The following is a 16,434-nucleotide window of genomic DNA, read 5'->3' as shown; positions in this document are numbered from 1 at the left end:
GGGTTATCCGCATGCGCCGCGTCGTTATCACTGGTCTGGGCATCGTTTCTTGCCTGGGCAATGACAAAGAGACCGTCACCGCTAACCTGCGTGCAAGTCGCCCTGGCATCCGCTTCAACCCGGAATATGCCGAAATGGGTCTGCGTAGCCAGGTTTCCGGCTCCATCGACCTGCCCCTCGAAGAACTGATCGATCGCAAGATCTATCGCTTCGTCGGCCACGCTGCCGCCTACGCCTACCTGGCCATGAAAGACGCGATCGCCGACTCCGGCCTGAGCGAAGACCAGGTGTCGAACGTACGTACCGGCCTGATCGCCGGCTCCGGCGGCGCATCCACCCTGAACCAGATGGAAGCGCTGGACATCCTGCGCGAAAAAGGCGTGAAACGCGTTGGCCCGTACCGTGTCACGCGGACCATGGGCAGCACCGTTTCGGCTTGCCTGGCCACGCCGTTCCAGATCAAGGGTGTCAACTACTCGATCTCCTCGGCCTGCGCCACCAGCGCCCACTGCATCGGCACTGCCGTTGAGCAGATTCAACTGGGCAAGCAGGACATCGTATTCGCCGGCGGCGGTGAAGAAGAACATTGGAGCCAGTCGTTCCTGTTCGACGCCATGGGCGCGCTGTCCACCCAGTACAACGAAACCCCGGAAAAAGCCTCCCGCGCCTACGACGCCAAGCGTGACGGTTTCGTCATCGCCGGCGGTGGCGGCATGGTCGTGGTCGAGGAACTGGAACACGCCCTGGCCCGCGGCGCCAAGATCTACGCGGAAATCGTCGGCTACGGTGCGACGTCCGACGGCTACGACATGGTTGCGCCAAGCGGTGAAGGCGCCATTCGTTGCATGCAGATGGCGATGTCCACCGTGGACACCCCGATCGACTACCTGAACACCCACGGCACTTCGACTCCTGTTGGCGACGCCAAGGAAATGGAAGGCGTGCGTGCGGTATTCGGTGACAATGCGCCGAAAATCAGCTCCACCAAGAGCCTGTCGGGTCACTCCCTGGGCGCCGCTGGCGTTCACGAAGCGATCTACTGCCTGCTGATGATGGAAGGCAACTTCATGGCCGGTTCGGCCAACATCGACGAGATTGACCCGGTCGTCGCCGATATGCCGATCCTGACCAAGACCGTTGAAGATGTAAAAATCGACACCGTGATGAGCAACAGCTTCGGCTTTGGTGGCACTAACGCCACCCTGGTGCTGAAACGCTGGCAGGGCAAGTAAGGCCCGCAGGCTGATCACATGAAAAAGCCCCGACTGGTTCGGGGCTTTTTTGTGAGCCATTGAATGAGACCGGGTCACCTGCATCGGGGGCTTGTCCCCGATAGGCATAGGTATCTACACAACTTTTGTAGCAGCCTACGGTAACCACGATGCGAAGCGAGCCGCTCTTGATCTTGCTCCTGCTCTTGATCTTAGGCGCCCCGTTAAACCACGCTGGCCGGAATCCGACAGTGATTTGGGGGGTAAACCGGCAGGGATGCCGGTTTAGCCGCCCCGCGCCATGGATGGCGCGTGGCGGCGGCCCCCCAAATCAATGTCGGATTACGGGCACACCGAGCCTAGGCGAGGTGCCGAGTGGTGGGGCGAGGACCTTTTGGTTACTTTTGGCTGGGCCGGCATTCCGGTCCTTCCAAAAGTGACACGCTGTAAAAGCGGAACCGCCAGCCGCCGTTACCGCAGGAACGGATATGTACTCGTTCTGATCCAGCATTCAGGTCGGCTGTCAGGCCGCCATCGGGGGCAAGCCCCCTCCCACATTTTGGTCGCGGGGCGTCAGTTAGAGAGGTTTCGGCTCCTGAGCCGTCACAGGTTCAGGGGCGTGCCAAAATTGCGTAGGTACCTATGCCCCGATAGGGCCACCTCAGCCCCAACCCTACACCAAAAACCGCGCCACCGCTGTAGGTTAACGGCGCCTTACGTCATTACACAAAACCAAAACCCGCTATCAATGCGCTTCCTCATCGCGAGGCGACTTGGGCAGGATGGCCAAAAAGTTATCCCGCGCGACCTTGTGGGCAACGTCTTCAGGCAATGCATCAAGGAAGGGATCAAAGCGGCGCATTTCCTTACCCAGCTTGTTGAAGCGTCCTACCACATCAGAGCCCAACATGAAGCGATCAGGGAAGCGCTCCACGAGCTTGACCCACTCCGGCCTGGGCTTGCCCGCATCATCCAGCAGATAGGGCGTGAGCATGCTCCACGACAGATCGATATACAGGTTGGGGTAGGTTTCCAGCAGGCGATTCAAGGTGGGCAGCAAGAACTCCATTTGCACCTGATGGCGATGGATTTCCTTGCTGGTGCCGGCGTGGGCCCAGATAAAGCGCGTGTGCGGATGGTTGCGCAGCGGCTGCTCGATTTCGGCCAGGTACAACGGGTTGCGCTCGCGCTTGGAGGTGATGTTGGAGTGCACCATCACCGGCAGGTCGTTCTCCGCCGCCAAGTGATAGATGCGCGTCATGGCTTCGTTGTTGGCGCGCGGTGTATCACCCGAGGTCAGCGCGGTGAGGTCGTCGTGGCGGGTAAACACCTCGCCTATGCCCTGCCACAGCCCTGGGTTGAGGTCGAGCATGCGCTGGATGTGGGCAGCGGAGTTCTTGTCGTTAGGATTGAAACCGGCCAGGAACGGGTGAAAGTGCTGGCGCTGTTCAGGGGTCAGCTTATTGACCGCGGCGGCGACGATCACATCGGTGGCGCTGTACCAATAGGCATCGGCGTCATCGCCTGCGTAATAGCGCGGGCGCTTGGGTTCGTCCTCATGCCATTTCTTGGCCACGGGAATACCGGAAATCATCACATGTTCGATGCGATTCTCCCCCATGGCCTTGAGCAACTTGTCCATGCCCGCGGTTTCCTGGAAAAAGTCCACGTAATGCAGGTGCGCATCGCTGTAGGCATACTCGCGAGCCTGCGCGGCAAGGCTGCTGGCGGCGAGCATCAGGGCAAAACTCACACGGGTCCAGAGCACGGTGATACCTCGATAGGGGCTGATACGGGTAGACCCTACGCCACGCGTCAGGGTTCAGCACGGACAAAAACCTGGAACGCCCCCAGCGTCGGCATGTTCTATTACTGCATGACCGTCATCCACAGCCTTGTGAGGTTCGCCATGCCTGTTACCGTCAATACGTTGAACGCTGAGAATTTCCGTCACAGCGTCGCTATCAACAACCACGAGCTGTTTACCGACCTGCCCAAGAGCCTGGGAGGTGACGATTCAGCGCCCTCTCCCCATGATTACTTCGATGCTGCGCTGGCATCGTGCAAGGCCTTGACCGTCAGGCTCTATGCGCAGAAGAAAGACATTCCGCTCACCGGGGTGACGGTAGAAGTTACCCACGACGCCGCCGAAGAGCAAAAAGGTAAGTACAGGCTCAACGTCAAGCTGACCCTCAAGGGCGTGCTCACCGACGCTCAGCGCGATGAGTTGCACCGTGTCGCCGACAAGTGCCCGGTGCACAAACTGATGACCACCGCCGAAGTCAGCATCGAGACCACACTTTCGGAAGGCGCCTTCAGCCAATAACGCCAACTCTGTCCGAGCGGGTTATGCTCAGCGTCATCAACCCGCTCAGACAGGGATGCCCCCATGACCACGCTCACCGTGATCCGCCCTCGCCCCGAAGATGTCGAGGGCCAGCCTATCCTGCGCCCACTGCCCTCGCGTGAATGCCGCAGCGTCGGGCCTTTCGTGTTTTTCGACCATATGCTGCCGATCCGTTACGCGCCGGGCAGTGGGATGAATATCCGCCAGCATCCCCATATCGGGCTGTCGACCCTCACCTATCTGTTCGAAGGCACCTTGCAGCACAAGGACAGCCTGGGCTCGGACCAGGTGGTGCAAGCCGGAGAGGTCAGCTGGATGACTGCTGGCAGCGCGATTGCCCACGTCGAGCGCACGCCTGAGGCGGTCAAGGCCAGTGGTTTTACGCTGCATGGGCTGCAAGTGTGGCTGGCATCGCCCAAGCACCACGAAACCGGGCCGGGCCACTACAGTCATCACCCGGCGGCCAGTTTGCCGGTCAGCGATAACCTGGGCGTGCAGGTGCGCCTGATCGCCGGCAGCGGGTTCTGTCTCAAGTCGCCCGTACCGGTGTTGTCGCCCACGCTGTACGCCGACGTGCGGATGCAGACGGCCACTACCCTGCTGATCCCGGATGAGCACGAGGAGCGCGCGGTGTATGTACTGGAGGGTGACGCGCAGTTGGACGGTGAGGTTCTGGAGGTATGCAGCCTGGTGGTCTTACCGACTGGGCAGGAGATGACCCTGTCCGCCGAGAGTGACTGCCACCTGGTGATACTTGGCGGCGCGCCGCTGGATGGGCCACGGCGGATAAACTGGAACTTTGTGGCCAGCGATCCGGCGGTGATCGAACAGGCACGGCAGCGCTGGGCGGCTGGGGATTGGCCGACGGTGCCGGGGGAGTCTGAAAGGATTGAGTTGCCTGTTAGATAGTCATCGGGGGCAAGCCCCCTCCCACATTTGCACTGTATTCACAATCCAAGTGTGGGAGGGGGCTTGCTCCCGATAGCGTCCGAACAGACACTAAAAAATCAGCCCTTGAACACCTCATCCAGCAAGTTATGCATCGACCGGAAAGCCCGCGCTGCGGTCTTGGCGTCATACATCATCTTGCCCGGCACATTGGCTTCGGGGTCGGTAAAGGAATGCACCGCGCCACCGTAGCTCAGCAATTGCCAATCCACACCCGCCGCGTTCATTTCATCTTCGAACGCCGGCAGTTGTTCTTTCGGTACCAGCGGGTCCGAGGCGCCGTGCAGCACCAGCACTGAACCCTTGATGTTCTTCGCATCTGCGGGGTTCGGTGTGTCGAGGGTGCCATGGAACGATACCGCCGCTTTCAACGGCGCACCGGTACGGGCCAGCTCCAGGGAGCAGCAGCCACCGAAGCAGAAGCCGAAGGTCGCCAGTTTCGACGTATCCACAGCCGCTTCAGTCTGGCTTTGCAGGTGTTCGAAGGCGGCTTGCATACGCTTGTTCAGCAACGCACGGTCGTTCTTCAGCGGCATCATCGCCGCACCCGCCTCATCACCGTTCGAAGGGCGCACGGTTTGCCCATAGAGGTCGGCGATCAACACCACATAGCCTTGGCCGGCCACGCTCTTGGCGATCTCTTCGGCCCCTGCGCTCACGCCCATCCAGTTCGGCGCCATCAACAGCCCCGGCAACGGGCCTTTGTGGCTGGCATCGAACGCCAAGCGGCTTTCATAAGTCTGGCCATCAATCTGATAGACCACGGAACGTAGTGTGACTTGGCTCATGATTCACTCCAGTTGAGGTGCGCTAAAACGAAAAAACCCGCCGAAGCGGGTTTTTCTACAACGGTGTTAAACCGACAGTTCAACCAACAGCTTGTTCAGTCGACGCACATAAGCGGCCGGGTCTTTCAAGCTGTCGCCAGCGGCCAGGGCCGCCTGGTCAAAGAGGATGTGCGACAGGTCGCCAAAACGCTCTTCGCTCTGCTCACCGTCGAGCTTCTCGATCAGCGGGTGCGCCGGGTTGAATTCGAAGATCGGCTTGGAATCCGGAACCTTCTGACCGCTGGCTTCGAGGATCTGACGCATCTGCATGCCCAGGTCCTGCTCGCCGATGGCCAGGATCGCCGGCGAATCGGTCAGACGATGGGAAACCCGCACTTCGCTGACGGCTTCACCCAGGGACGCCTTGATCCGCTCAACCAGGCCTTCTTTGGACTTGGCGACTTCTTCAGCGGCTTTCTTGTCTTCCTCGGAATCCAGGTTGCCCAGGTCCAGGTCGCCACGCGCCACGTCCACAAACGACTTGCCGTCGAATTCGGTGAGGTAGCTCATCAGCCACTCATCGATACGGTCGGTCAGCAGCAGCACTTCGATGCCTTTCTTGCGGAAGACTTCCAGGTGCGGGCTGTTTTTAACCTGAGCGTAAGTTTCACCGGTGAGGTAGTAGATCTTGTCCTGACCTTCCTTGGCGCGTGCCAGGTAGTCGGCCAGCGACACAACCTGTTCACCGTCTTCACCTTGAGTCGAGGCAAAACGCAGCAGGCCGGCGATTTTTTCCTTGTTGGCGAAATCTTCTGCCGGACCTTCTTTCATGACCTGGCCGAAGTTTTTCCAGAAGCCCTTGTATTTCTCAGGCTCGTTCTTCGCCAGTTTTTCCAGCATGTCGAGTACGCGCTTGGTCAACGCCGACTTCATGGAGTCGATGATCGGGTCTTTTTGCAGGATCTCACGCGACACGTTCAGCGACAGGTCGTTGGAATCAACCACACCCTTGATGAAGCGCAGGTACAGCGGCAGGAACGATTCCGCCTGGTCCATCACGAACACACGCTGTACGTAAAGCTTCAGGCCCTTCGGCGCTTCGCGCTGGTACAGGTCGAACGGCGCACGGGCCGGCACGTAGAGCAGCGAGCTGTATTCCAGCTTGCCTTCGACCTTGTTGTGGCTCCAGCTCAGCGGGTTCTCGTAATCGTGGCCGATGTGCTTGTAGAACTCCTGGTATTCCTCGTCCTTGATTTCGGTACGCGGACGGGTCCACAGGGCGCTGGCGCGGTTGACGGTTTCCCATTCGACGGCCGGTGTTTCTTCGCCTTCGGCAGCCGCTTGTTCCTTCGGCAACTCGATCGGCAGGGCGATGTGGTCGGAGTATTTCTTGATGATGTTGCGCAGGCGCCAGCCATCGGCGAATTCGTCTTCGCCATCTTTCAGGTGCAGCACGATACGGGTGCCACGGTCAGGCTTGTCGAGGGTGGCGATTTCAAACTCGCCCTCACCTTTGGAAGCCCAGTGCACACCTTCGCTGGCGTCAAGACCGGCGCGGCGGCTGAACACTTCTACCTTGTCGGCAACGATGAAAGCCGAATAGAAGCCCACGCCGAATTGGCCGATCAAGTGGGAATCTTTTTTCTGGTCGCCCGACAGGTTCTTCATGAAGTCTGCGGTGCCGGATTTGGCGATGGTCCCCAGGTGGGTGATCGCATCGTCACGGCTCATGCCGATACCGTTGTCTTCGAGGGTGACGGTTTTGGCGTCTTTGTCGTAGCTCACACGGATTTTCAGTTCGGCGCCACCTTCCAGCAACTCAGGCTTGGACAGGGCTTCGAAACGTAATTTGTCGACAGCGTCAGAGGCGTTCGAGATCAATTCGCGAAGGAAAATTTCCTTGTTGGAATACAGCGAATGGATCATGAGGTGCAGCAGTTGCTTCACCTCGGTCTGGAAGCCCAGGGTTTCCTTTTGAGTTTCCACACTCATGGTCATCAAACTCCAATTGGATGGCAATGGCCGCGCCCGAAAGGGTTGGCGGCGGGTTGTCATCAAAGTTGGGGGCTCCAACCTGGATTTCAAGGGCGCGGCGGTTCCTCGATCTTGAAATGTGCGCGAGCGGTGGCAATTGGTTCCGCTGGCGTGGTTTGCCAGGCGGTGATCGCCACGTTGGCGACACGCCGGCCCTGGCGCCACACCTGACAGGTGGCGTAGGTGTCGCGAAATTGGCCAGCGCGCAGGTAATCCAGGGAGAAGTCGATGATTTTCGGCAGGCCCGGGGCGCCGGTAAATACGAGCAAGTGCAACGCCGCTGACAGTTCCATGAAGCCGGCGATCACCCCGCCATGCAGCGCCGGCAATATAGGGTTACCAATGTTGTCCTTGTTGGCTGGCAGGCGAAACAGCAATTCGTCCCCTGAGCGCGTGCATTCGACGCCGATCAGCTTTGCGTAGGGAACCAGGTCGAGCAGTGCCGCGTAATCGCCGTGCTCCAGTGCTTGCTCCAGGCGGGTCTTGAATCGATGACTCATGCTGGCATCCCCTTGAGGTGCTTGCCCATGCGCATGAAGGTGCCTACTACATGGGCAATGGGCTGCTGTGGATCGTCCTGATAGGCCACGCCGCGGGTGAAGATCACATCGGTGGTTACCCGGTAGCACTGGGCGAAGCCATACACCGGTTTATGCGGTTCGGCGGGATGCATATAGTCGATGCGCAAATCCAGGGTCGGGCACACCTCGAACTCGGGCAGCACGCACAGGGTGGCCATGCCGCAGGCGGTGTCCATCAACGAAGTCAGCGCGCCACCGTGGATGACTCCGGTGCGGGGATCACCGACGATATGCGCGCCGTAGGGCAACACCAACGTCATGCCCTCCTTCGTCGCAGCATGGACCGTAATCCCCAGTACCTGGCAATGGCGAAGCGCCGAAGCAAAGCGAGTGGCGCGGTCTAACAAGGGGGTTTCGGTCATTGTTTTTAAATTCTTATTAGTGTGAGTGGGCCGGATAGGTAATAATTTGGAAAGTTCCTGGCGAAAAGCTTTATATATCTGTGGAACAAAAGGAACTAATGCTGGCCCCTTGAGTTCGAAAGGCCAGTAGATATCTTCAATAAGGAGAAACACCATGCGCAACACATTAGCTATTTCCATGATGCTGGCCGCTGCCCTCGGCCTGGCTGCCTGCGACAAGAAATCCGAAGACAAAGCCCAAGACGCCGCTGCACATTCTGAGCAAGCTCAGCAAGACATGGCGAAAGCACAGGATAAAGTGAACGACGCTGCGAAAGAAAACGCCGATGCTGCCAAAGCTCAGGCCGAATCGAACGCTGCCGCCGCGAAAGAAGCTGCACCTGCCGCACCTGCAGAGCCTGCCAAGCAGTAATTGCACGGTGTAAAGCTGTAGTGCTGCAAAAGATAGCCCGCTTATAAAGCGGGCTTTTCTTTGCCTGTTGTTTTATCCGACGTTCAAGACACGTTGTCTTTTGCCGGATCCGGGGCGTGCATCTCCGTCGGGGTATACACCATCACCTGTAGAACGTCGGAATGGAACTCACGACGGTAAAGCACTAACACCACCCCGCTGCTCATCAACATGAACAACCACGGGCTGACGAACCAGGCCAGCATGGTCATGCCGAAGTAATAAGCGCGCAGGCCAAAGTTGAATTGGTTGGCCGCCATCGAAATCACCCGCGCCGCCCGCAAGGCAAATGCATTGCGCTCCTGCTCCGACACATGCCGCTCACCGATCATCGGTGCCGAACCCACCAGCACTGCGGCGAAGTTGTACTGACGCATGCACCAGCTGAAGGTGAAGAAGGCGTAGACGAACACCAGCGCCAGGCACAGCAACTTGATCTCCGACATACCCTGAGAGGCCTGCTGCACCATCGGGATATCCGCCAGCAGCGATACCGCCCGCTCGGAGGCGCCCAGCACGGTGAGGATGCCGGCGAGGATAATCAAGGTGCTGGAGGCGAAGAACGAGGCGTTCCGCTCCAGGTTACCGATCACGCTGGCGTCGGCGATGCGGTTATCGCGCAGCAACATGCGGCGCATCCAGTCTTCGCGATACAGATGCAACACGCTGGCCAGGCAGGCCGTGTCGCGGGCCTTCCAAGTGGCGTAACGGGTATAACCGCCCCAACACAGGATGAACCATAGGGCAGCAAGCAGGTGGACTTGATTGGTTTCGACAAACGACATGTGGGCCCTTGTTCACAGTTTTCATTTGAGAAATGAGTCACCTGTTCGACGCTAGCTCAAGCAAAAAGACACTGCATGACGCCCATAAAAAATGCCCCGTATCGATTGATACGGGGCATTTCATCAATGCGTTGAAACCGGTACTACGCGATGGCTTCGCTGCGCTTGCCCAGCATGCGATCCACCACCACCGCCACCACCAGGATCATCACCGATGGCACCAACCACGCCAGGCCCTGCTCGCTCAGCGGCAGGTGCATCAGTTGCGACGGCATCCAATCCGCCAGGCCCGCGCCCTTGAGCGCATCGATGCAGCCAAAGATAAACGACACCAGCATGACCGGGCCAACGATACGGCCCTGCTCCTGCCAGAAATCCTTACAGAAGCTCAGGGCCACCAACACGATGCACGGCGGGTAGATCGCGGTGAGCACCGGGATGGAGAACGCGATCAGCTTGGTCAGGCCCAGGTTGGACACGAACAGCGAGAACAGCGCGAGGATCACCACCAGGGTCTTGTAGGACAGCGGCAGCACACGGCTGAAGTACTCAGCGCAGGCGCAGGTCAGGCCCACGGCGGTGACCAGGCACGCCAGGGAAATCAGCACCGCCAGGAAACCGCTGCCCAGTGAGCCGAAGGTATGTTGCACATAGGCGTGCAGCACTGCGGCACCGTTGCTGGCACCTGCGGCCACGGCATGGCTGCCCGAGCCGAGGCGGAACAGGCTGATGTACACCAGCGCCAGACCCACGCCGGCAATCAGCCCGGCAATGATCGCGTAACGCGTGATCAGCTTGGGCGACTCCACGCCACGGGAGCGAATCGCGTTGACGATGACAATGCCAAATACCAGCGCACCCAGGGTATCCATGGTCAGGTAGCCATTGATAAAGCCCTGGGAGAATGGCGCAGCGACGTATTCCGGCGTGGCGACACCGACTTCACCGGCCGGCAAGGCAAACGCGGCGATGCCAAGGATGGCCAGTGCGATGATCTTCAACGGCGCGAGGAAACGCCCCACGGTGTCCAGCAGGCGCCCTGGGTACAACGACACGAAAAACACCACCAGGAAATACACCGAGCTGTACAGGAACAGCGCCAGCGGGCTTTCGCCGGTCAGCGGCGCCAGGCCCACTTCGAACGAAACGGTGGCGGTACGTGGCGTGGCGAACAGCGGCCCGACCGCCAGGTACGCCGCCGCCGCGAGCAGGCCGCCGGCGATCTTGCCGATCGGGCTGCTCAGCGCATCCATACCGCCGCCGACCTTGGCCAGTGCGATCACGGTGACGACCGGCAGGCCAACTGCCGTAATCAGGAACCCTAAGGCGGCCATCCAGACGTGTGGCCCGGACTGCAAGCCCACAATGGGCGGGAAGATGATGTTGCCGGCGCCCACGAACAGGGCAAAGGTCATAAAGCCCAACGCCAGGATATCCTGGCTTTTCAACACTTTCATTTGAGGAAATACCACACTACTGAATCGGAATTTAGAGAGGGCTTCCCTATGGATGAGGGAAAGGCTGCCGGTCCTGATCGGGACCGACCGGTCCAGCGCGGGGCTTCCTTTTGGGAGGCGCACGCATAAAGAGGCGGCCAGGGTACAGAATTAGCCTGACAAACGCACTGTTGCAGGGCGAACTGTCCGATAAGCGACATTTCAATGTCGTGTTTTCATACTTAATTTGGCATACAGACAAAATGTGGGAGGGGGCTTGCTCCCGATGGCAGTGTGCCAGTCAATATATCAGTGACTGATTCACCTTCATCGGGAGCAAGCCCCCTCCCACATGGGACCGAGTACATTTCAATAAATGGGCGGCCCAAATGCACAAAGGCCACCCGAAGGTGGCCTTTGCAGGTAAAGCGTCAGCTAAGCGCGAAGCTTACTTGACAGCCCAACCGGTCAGCTCGGACAAAGCCTTGCCGATGTCTGCCAGCGAACGCACGGTTTTCACGCCTGCGTCTTCCAGGGCAGCAAACTTCTCGTCTGCAGTGCCCTTGCCGCCAGAAATGATTGCGCCAGCATGGCCCATGCGCTTGCCCGCAGGGGCAGTCACACCAGCGATGTAGGAAACAACCGGCTTGGTCACGTGTGCCTTGATGTAGGCAGCGGCTTCTTCTTCAGCCGAACCGCCGATCTCACCGATCATGACGATCGCTTCGGTCTTCGGGTCTTCCTGGAACAGCTTCAGGATGTCGATGAAGTTGGAGCCTGGGATCGGGTCACCGCCGATGCCGACGCAAGTCGACTGACCGAAACCGGCGTCAGTGGTCTGCTTCACAGCTTCGTAGGTCAGGGTGCCGGAACGGGAAACGATACCGACTTTGCCTGGCAAGTGAATGTGACCTGGCATGATGCCGATCTTGCATTCGCCTGGAGTGATCACGCCTGGGCAGTTAGGGCCGATCAGGACAACGCCCAGCTCGTCGCACTTAACTTTAGCGTCCAGCATGTCCAGGGTAGGAATGCCTTCGGTAATGCACACGATCAGCTTGATGCCGCCGAATGCCGCTTCCAGGATGGAATCTTTGCAGAAAGGTGCTGGAACGTAGATCACGCTGGCGGTAGCGCCAGTGGTTTCTACAGCTTCTTTCACGGTGTTGAACACTGGCAGGCCCAGGTGCTCGGTGCCGCCTTTGCCCGGAGTTACGCCGCCAACCATCTTGGTGCCGTATTCGATGGCTTGCTGGGTGTGGAAACTACCTTGCGAACCGGTAATACCCTGGCAGATAACTTTGGTGTCTTTATTGATCAGGACGCTCATTATTTGCCCTCCGCAGCTTTGACAACTTGTTGAGCAGCGTCGGTCAGGCTGGTAGCCGCGATGATGTTCAAACCGCTTTCTGCCAGTACTTTAGCGCCCAGTTCAGCGTTGTTACCTTCAAGGCGAACAACAACCGGGATTTTAACGCCAACTTCTTTCACTGCACCGATGATGCCTTCGGCAATCATGTCGCAACGAACGATGCCGCCGAAGATGTTGACCAGTACTGCAGCGACGTTGGAGTCGGACAGGATGATCTTGAACGCTTCGGTAACGCGTTCCTTGGTAGCGCCACCACCTACGTCGAGGAAGTTGGCTGGTTTGCCGCCATGCAAGTTGACGATGTCCATGGTACCCATGGCCAGGCCGGCACCGTTGACCATGCAACCGATGTTACCTTCCAGGGCTACGTAGTTCAGTTCGAACTTGGCAGCGTGCGCTTCGCGCGGATCGTCCTGGGACGGATCGTGGAAAGTCTTCAGCTTAGGCTGACGGTACATGGCGTTGGCGTCGATGTTGATCTTGGCGTCGAGGCAATGCAGATCGCCGTCAGCCTTGATCACCAGCGGGTTCACTTCCAGCAGGGCCAGATCGTGATCCTGGAACAGTTTGGCCAGACCGACGAAGATCTTGGCGAACTGGGCAACTTGCTTGCCTTCCAGGCCCAGCTGGAAAGCCAGCTCGCGACCCTGGAATGGCTGAGCGCCAACCAGTGGATCGATAGTGGCTTTCAGAATTTTTTCTGGGGTTTCGTGAGCGATTTTCTCGATGTCCACGCCACCTTCGGTGGAGGCCATGAACACAATGCGACGGCTCGAACGGTCAACGACAGCGCCCAGGTACAGCTCTTTAGCGATATCAGTGCACGATTCAACCAGGATCTTGGTGACTGGCTGGCCATTGGCATCAGTCTGGTAAGTCACCAGACGCTTGCCCAGCCACTGCTGTGCGAAGGCCTTGGCGTCTTCTTTGCTGCGAACCAGCTTAACGCCGCCCGCTTTACCGCGACCACCGGCGTGGACCTGGGCTTTGACAACCCACTCGCTGCCGCCGATTTTGTCGCAAGCTTCTGCTGCTGCTTCCGGGGTGTCTACTGCGTAGCCCTTGGAAACTGGCAGGCCGTATTCAGCGAACAGCTGCTTACCCTGATACTCGTGAAGATTCATGCTTTTTACCGTCTTCGTTAGGTACTGCGCATTCGGCGCTGCGCTCATTATGAGTGCCGCGCCACCTGTGACTGCTGCTTGCGCAACTTGCGGGGCTTATGGCCCGTAAAGCTGCGCAAGGCTGCGTCCAGCGGATATTCCGCGGTGAGTCTTGCGCGCAAGGCTCACGACGGGCAACTCCGCCGTGGTTTCTTATTATCTCGCTTAGCGCTTCTTGCGGTTGGCGATGTGGATGGCGCCGCCATTCACAGCCAACGCTGCTTCGTGCAACGCTTCGGACAGGGTCGGATGGGAGAAGACCATCATGCCCAGGTCTTCGGCGCTGGTGCCGAATTCCATACCGATAGCGCCTTGCTGAACCAGTTCTGCAGCGCTTGGGCCAATCACGTGGACGCCCAATACGCGGTCAGTCTTGGCATCAGCGATGACTTTGACAAAACCACCGGTGTCGTTGGCTGCCATGGCACGGCCAGAAGCGGCAAACGGGAAGGTGCCGACGTTAACTTCAACGCCTTCAGCTTTCAACTGCTGTTCGTTCTTGCCGACCCATGCAATTTCCGGGTGGGTGTAGATAACCGATGGAATCAGGTCGTAGTTCATCTGGGTCTTGTGACCCTTGATGCGCTCGACAACCATGATGCCTTCTTCGGAAGCCTTGTGGGCCAGCATCATGCCACGAACCACGTCGCCGATCGCGTAAACGCCCGGCACGGTGGTTGCGCAGTGATCGTCAACGTGAATGAAACCACGCTCATCGATGCTCACGCCGCTGTCGGAAGCCAGCAGATCGGTGGTCACTGGACGGCGACCAACGGCTACGATCAGCTTGTCGAAGGTGATGGTCTGCTCGCCTTCCTTGTCGGTGTAGGTCACGACCACTTCTTCGCCGTTGACTTTAGAACCGGTAACACGGGCGCCAAGCTTGATGTCCAGACCTTGCTTGGTCAGGGTCTTGTAGGCTTCCTTGGACACGGCGGTGTCGGCAGCCAGCAGGAACGTGTCCAAGGCTTCGAGCACGGTCACTTCGGAACCCAGGCGCGACCATACCGAACCCAGTTCCAGGCCGATGACACCGGCGCCGATGACGCCCAGGCGCTTAGGTACGGCCTGGAATTCCAGGGCGCCGGTCGAATCAACGATCACGTTCTGATCGACTGGAGCCGGTGGAATGTCGATTGGACGCGAACCCGGTGCCAGGATCACGTTCTCGGCTTCGATGACTTCAACCGAGCCGTCCGGCTTGGTGATTTCAACTTTCTTGCCGGCCAGCAGTTTGCCGTGACCTTGCAGGGAAGTAACGCCGTTGGCCTTGAACAAGGTGGCAACGCCGGAAGTCAGGCCTTTGACGATGTTGGCTTTACGGCCGACCATCGCTGGCACGTCCATGGTCACGCCAGCATGGTTGATACCGTGAATCGCGAAGCCATCCTGGGCTTCGTGGAATTTCCAGGAGCTGTCCAGCAGCGCCTTGGACGGAATGCAACCCACGTTCAGGCAGGTACCGCCCAGCGCCAGTTTGCCTTCCTTGTCGGTGTACTTTTCGATGCAAGCAGTCGAGAGGTCCAGTTGTGCGGCCTTGATGGCGGCAACATAGCCGCCAGGGCCTGCACCAATCACTACAACGTCAAATTTCTGTGTCATAAAAAGGTTCCCTTTTTAGCTGCAAGCTACAAGCCGCACGCCGCAAGTTGAAAGCACCGCTCGCCGCTTTGGGCTTGGCGCTTGCAGCTTGCGACCTGCAGCTGCTTTTTAGATATCCAGAAGCAGGCGAGCCGGGTCTTCCAGCAGGTTCTTGATGGTCACCAGGAACGTCACGGCTTCTTTACCATCGATCAGGCGGTGATCGTAAGACAGCGCCAGGTACATCATTGGGCGGATCACGACCTGGCCGTTGATGGCCATCGGACGCTGGATGATGTTGTGCATGCCCAGGATCGCAGCTTGTGGCGGGTTGACGATCGGCGTCGACATCATCGAACCGAAGGTACCACCGTTGGTGATGGTGAAGGTACCGCCGGTCATCTCGTCGATGGTCAGCTTGCCGTCACGGGCTTTCTTGCCGAAGCCGGCGATGCCGCCTTCGATTTCGGCCAGGCTCATCAGCTCGGCGTTACGCAGAACCGGAACCACCAGGCCACGGTCGCTGGACACGGCAACGCCGATGTCTGCATAGCCATGGTAAACGATGTCGGCGCCGTCGATGGAAGCGTTGACTGCCGGGAAGCGCTTCAGCGCTTCGGTGGCTGCTTTCACGAAGAACGACATGAAGCCCAGGCGCACACCGTTGTGGGACTTCTCGAACAGATCCTTGTACTTCGAACGCAGGGCCATGACTTCGGTCATGTCGACTTCGTTGAACGTGGTCAGCATCGCCATGTTCGACTGAGCTTCAACCAGGCGTTTGGCCACGGTGGCACGTACACGGGTCATCGGCACGCGCTTCTCGGTGCGGTCGCCAGCGGCGAATACAGGCGCGGCGGCAGCTGGAGCAGCGGCCTTGGCAGGTGCGGCAGCCGGAGCGTTTTTCTTGGCTTCAATAGCAGCAACCACGTCTTCCTTGGTAACACGGCCGTCTTTGCCGGTGCCTTTGATGGAAGCCAGGTTGATACCGTTCTCTTCAGCCAGTTGACGCGCAGCCGGTGCAGCGATTGGGTCTTCGCCACCTGCAGCCGGAGCGGCGGCCGGGGCAGCAGAGGCAGCGGCAGCCGGTGCGGCAGCAGCAGGCGCGGCAGCAGCACTGCCCTCTTCGATCGAGCCCAGTACCTGGTTCGACAGAACGGTAGCGCCTTCTTCTGCAACGATCGCGCCCAGCACGCCGTCGGCTTCGGCCAGCACTTCCAGCACAACCTTGTCGGTCTCGATGTCGACGATCAGGTCGTCACGCTTGACGGCCTCGCCTGGTTTCTTGTGCCAAGTGGCAACGGTGCCATCGGCAACCGATTCCGGGAATGACGGGGCTTTGATTTCGATAGCCATTATCTGTAGGTCCTTAAAATTCGGTTTCAGTCAGCGCGAA

General features: G+C 58.9%; 15 protein-coding genes. 4 read left to right on the top strand and 11 right to left on the bottom strand.

What is annotated here, in order from left to right; translation table 11 throughout:
• Positions 1-11 precede the first annotated feature (11 nt).
• Positions 12-1,232, top strand: coding sequence for a beta-ketoacyl-ACP synthase I (fabB, locus tag C4J89_RS08790; protein WP_124361992.1), 1,221 nt, complete (start codon positions 12-14; stop codon positions 1,230-1,232).
• A gap of 724 nt (positions 1,233-1,956) precedes the next feature.
• Here the strand turns inward: fabB and C4J89_RS08780 are convergent.
• The gene (locus C4J89_RS08780) at positions 1,957-2,949 is read right to left on the bottom strand and encodes an amidohydrolase family protein (RefSeq protein ID WP_372238980.1); all 993 of its coding nucleotides are present in this window, start codon (positions 2,947-2,949) and stop codon (positions 1,957-1,959) included.
• Positions 2,950-3,120: 171 nt separating this feature from the next.
• Between C4J89_RS08780 and C4J89_RS08775 the strand changes: the two genes are divergently transcribed.
• Both C4J89_RS08775 and C4J89_RS08770 read left to right on the top strand, forming a co-directional pair.
• Complete coding sequence (locus C4J89_RS08775) at positions 3,121-3,537, top strand: OsmC family protein (RefSeq protein ID WP_124361989.1); 417 nt, start codon at positions 3,121-3,123, stop codon at positions 3,535-3,537.
• Between the two features lie 63 nt (positions 3,538-3,600).
• Entirely contained in the window at positions 3,601-4,467 is an 867-nt protein-coding gene (locus tag C4J89_RS08770) for a pirin family protein (RefSeq protein ID WP_124414254.1), read from the top strand.
• A 98-nt stretch (positions 4,468-4,565) separates the two neighbouring features.
• On the opposite strand, the gene C4J89_RS08765 is transcribed toward C4J89_RS08770, so the two are convergent.
• The 4 genes from C4J89_RS08765 to C4J89_RS08750 form a co-directional block, all read right to left on the bottom strand.
• Positions 4,566-5,294, bottom strand: coding sequence for a dienelactone hydrolase family protein (locus C4J89_RS08765; RefSeq protein ID WP_124361987.1), 729 nt, complete (start codon positions 5,292-5,294; stop codon positions 4,566-4,568).
• A 66-nt stretch (positions 5,295-5,360) separates the two neighbouring features.
• Positions 5,361-7,265 carry a molecular chaperone HtpG gene (gene htpG, locus C4J89_RS08760; protein WP_124414253.1) on the bottom strand — a complete coding sequence of 635 codons (1,905 nt, stop codon included), beginning with the start codon at positions 7,263-7,265 and terminating at the stop codon, positions 5,361-5,363.
• A gap of 89 nt (positions 7,266-7,354) precedes the next feature.
• Positions 7,355-7,807 (bottom strand): PaaI family thioesterase, encoded by a 453-nt coding sequence (locus tag C4J89_RS08755; protein WP_124414252.1) that lies wholly within the window; start codon positions 7,805-7,807, stop codon positions 7,355-7,357.
• The gene (locus C4J89_RS08750; RefSeq protein WP_124414251.1) at positions 7,804-8,250 is read right to left on the bottom strand and encodes a PaaI family thioesterase; all 447 of its coding nucleotides are present in this window, start codon (positions 8,248-8,250) and stop codon (positions 7,804-7,806) included. Before C4J89_RS08750 ends, C4J89_RS08755 begins: the two co-directional genes overlap by 4 nt.
• Positions 8,251-8,404: 154 nt before the next feature.
• Between C4J89_RS08750 and C4J89_RS08745 the strand changes: the two genes are divergently transcribed.
• Positions 8,405-8,662, top strand: a complete 258-nt coding sequence (locus C4J89_RS08745) for a hypothetical protein (RefSeq protein ID WP_124361983.1) — start codon at positions 8,405-8,407, stop codon at positions 8,660-8,662.
• An 83-nt stretch (positions 8,663-8,745) separates the two neighbouring features.
• Here C4J89_RS08745 and C4J89_RS08740 read toward each other — a convergent pair whose 3' ends face one another.
• The 6 genes from C4J89_RS08740 to odhB all read right to left on the bottom strand — a co-directional run bounded on the left by C4J89_RS08740 (position 8,746) and on the right by odhB (position 16,394).
• The gene (locus C4J89_RS08740) at positions 8,746-9,486 is read right to left on the bottom strand and encodes a DUF599 domain-containing protein (protein ID WP_124366431.1); all 741 of its coding nucleotides are present in this window, start codon (positions 9,484-9,486) and stop codon (positions 8,746-8,748) included.
• Positions 9,487-9,629: 143 nt separating this feature from the next.
• The gene (gene brnQ / locus C4J89_RS08735; RefSeq protein ID WP_124361981.1) at positions 9,630-10,943 is read right to left on the bottom strand and encodes a branched-chain amino acid transport system II carrier protein; all 1,314 of its coding nucleotides are present in this window, start codon (positions 10,941-10,943) and stop codon (positions 9,630-9,632) included.
• Positions 10,944-11,370: 427 nt separating this feature from the next.
• The gene (gene sucD, locus C4J89_RS08730; RefSeq protein ID WP_048729999.1) at positions 11,371-12,252 is read right to left on the bottom strand and encodes a succinate--CoA ligase subunit alpha; all 882 of its coding nucleotides are present in this window, start codon (positions 12,250-12,252) and stop codon (positions 11,371-11,373) included.
• Entirely contained in the window at positions 12,252-13,418 is a 1,167-nt protein-coding gene (gene sucC / locus C4J89_RS08725) for an ADP-forming succinate--CoA ligase subunit beta (RefSeq protein WP_003190011.1), read from the bottom strand. Before sucC ends, sucD begins: the two co-directional genes overlap by 1 nt.
• A gap of 204 nt (positions 13,419-13,622) precedes the next feature.
• Positions 13,623-15,059, bottom strand: coding sequence for a dihydrolipoyl dehydrogenase (gene lpdA, locus C4J89_RS08720; RefSeq protein WP_124414250.1), 1,437 nt, complete (start codon positions 15,057-15,059; stop codon positions 13,623-13,625).
• Positions 15,060-15,167: 108 nt separating this feature from the next.
• Positions 15,168-16,394 (bottom strand): 2-oxoglutarate dehydrogenase complex dihydrolipoyllysine-residue succinyltransferase, encoded by a 1,227-nt coding sequence (gene odhB, locus C4J89_RS08715; protein WP_124366429.1) that lies wholly within the window; start codon positions 16,392-16,394, stop codon positions 15,168-15,170.
• Positions 16,395-16,434: the final 40 nt, after the last annotated feature.

The organism is Pseudomonas sp. R4-35-07, from assembly GCF_003852235.1.
Classification (GTDB): domain Bacteria; phylum Pseudomonadota; class Gammaproteobacteria; order Pseudomonadales; family Pseudomonadaceae; genus Aquipseudomonas.
The sequence above is the reverse complement of the archived record's forward strand: the minus strand, read 5'-3'. Positions and strand labels throughout refer to the sequence as shown.

Bases quoted from the DNA above. Each gene is read 5' to 3' on its own strand.
- fabB (WP_124361992.1), top strand. From the start codon at position 12: ATGCGCCGCGTCGTTATCACTGGTCTGGGCATCGTTTCTTGCCTGGGC.
- C4J89_RS08780 (WP_372238980.1), bottom strand. From the start codon at position 2,949: ATGCTCGCCGCCAGCAGCCTTGCCGCGCAGGCTCGCGAGTATGCCTAC.
- C4J89_RS08775 (WP_124361989.1), top strand. From the start codon at position 3,121: ATGCCTGTTACCGTCAATACGTTGAACGCTGAGAATTTCCGTCACAGC.
- C4J89_RS08770 (WP_124414254.1), top strand. From the start codon at position 3,601: ATGACCACGCTCACCGTGATCCGCCCTCGCCCCGAAGATGTCGAGGGC.
- C4J89_RS08765 (WP_124361987.1), bottom strand. From the start codon at position 5,294: ATGAGCCAAGTCACACTACGTTCCGTGGTCTATCAGATTGATGGCCAG.
- htpG (WP_124414253.1), bottom strand. From the start codon at position 7,265: ATGAGTGTGGAAACTCAAAAGGAAACCCTGGGCTTCCAGACCGAGGTG.
- C4J89_RS08755 (WP_124414252.1), bottom strand. From the start codon at position 7,807: ATGAGTCATCGATTCAAGACCCGCCTGGAGCAAGCACTGGAGCACGGC.
- C4J89_RS08750 (WP_124414251.1), bottom strand. From the start codon at position 8,250: ATGACCGAAACCCCCTTGTTAGACCGCGCCACTCGCTTTGCTTCGGCG.
- C4J89_RS08745 (WP_124361983.1), top strand. From the start codon at position 8,405: ATGCGCAACACATTAGCTATTTCCATGATGCTGGCCGCTGCCCTCGGC.
- C4J89_RS08740 (WP_124366431.1), bottom strand. From the start codon at position 9,486: ATGTCGTTTGTCGAAACCAATCAAGTCCACCTGCTTGCTGCCCTATGG.
- brnQ (WP_124361981.1), bottom strand. From the start codon at position 10,943: ATGAAAGTGTTGAAAAGCCAGGATATCCTGGCGTTGGGCTTTATGACC.
- sucD (WP_048729999.1), bottom strand. From the start codon at position 12,252: ATGAGCGTCCTGATCAATAAAGACACCAAAGTTATCTGCCAGGGTATT.
- sucC (WP_003190011.1), bottom strand. From the start codon at position 13,418: ATGAATCTTCACGAGTATCAGGGTAAGCAGCTGTTCGCTGAATACGGC.
- lpdA (WP_124414250.1), bottom strand. From the start codon at position 15,059: ATGACACAGAAATTTGACGTTGTAGTGATTGGTGCAGGCCCTGGCGGC.
- odhB (WP_124366429.1), bottom strand. From the start codon at position 16,394: ATGGCTATCGAAATCAAAGCCCCGTCATTCCCGGAATCGGTTGCCGAT.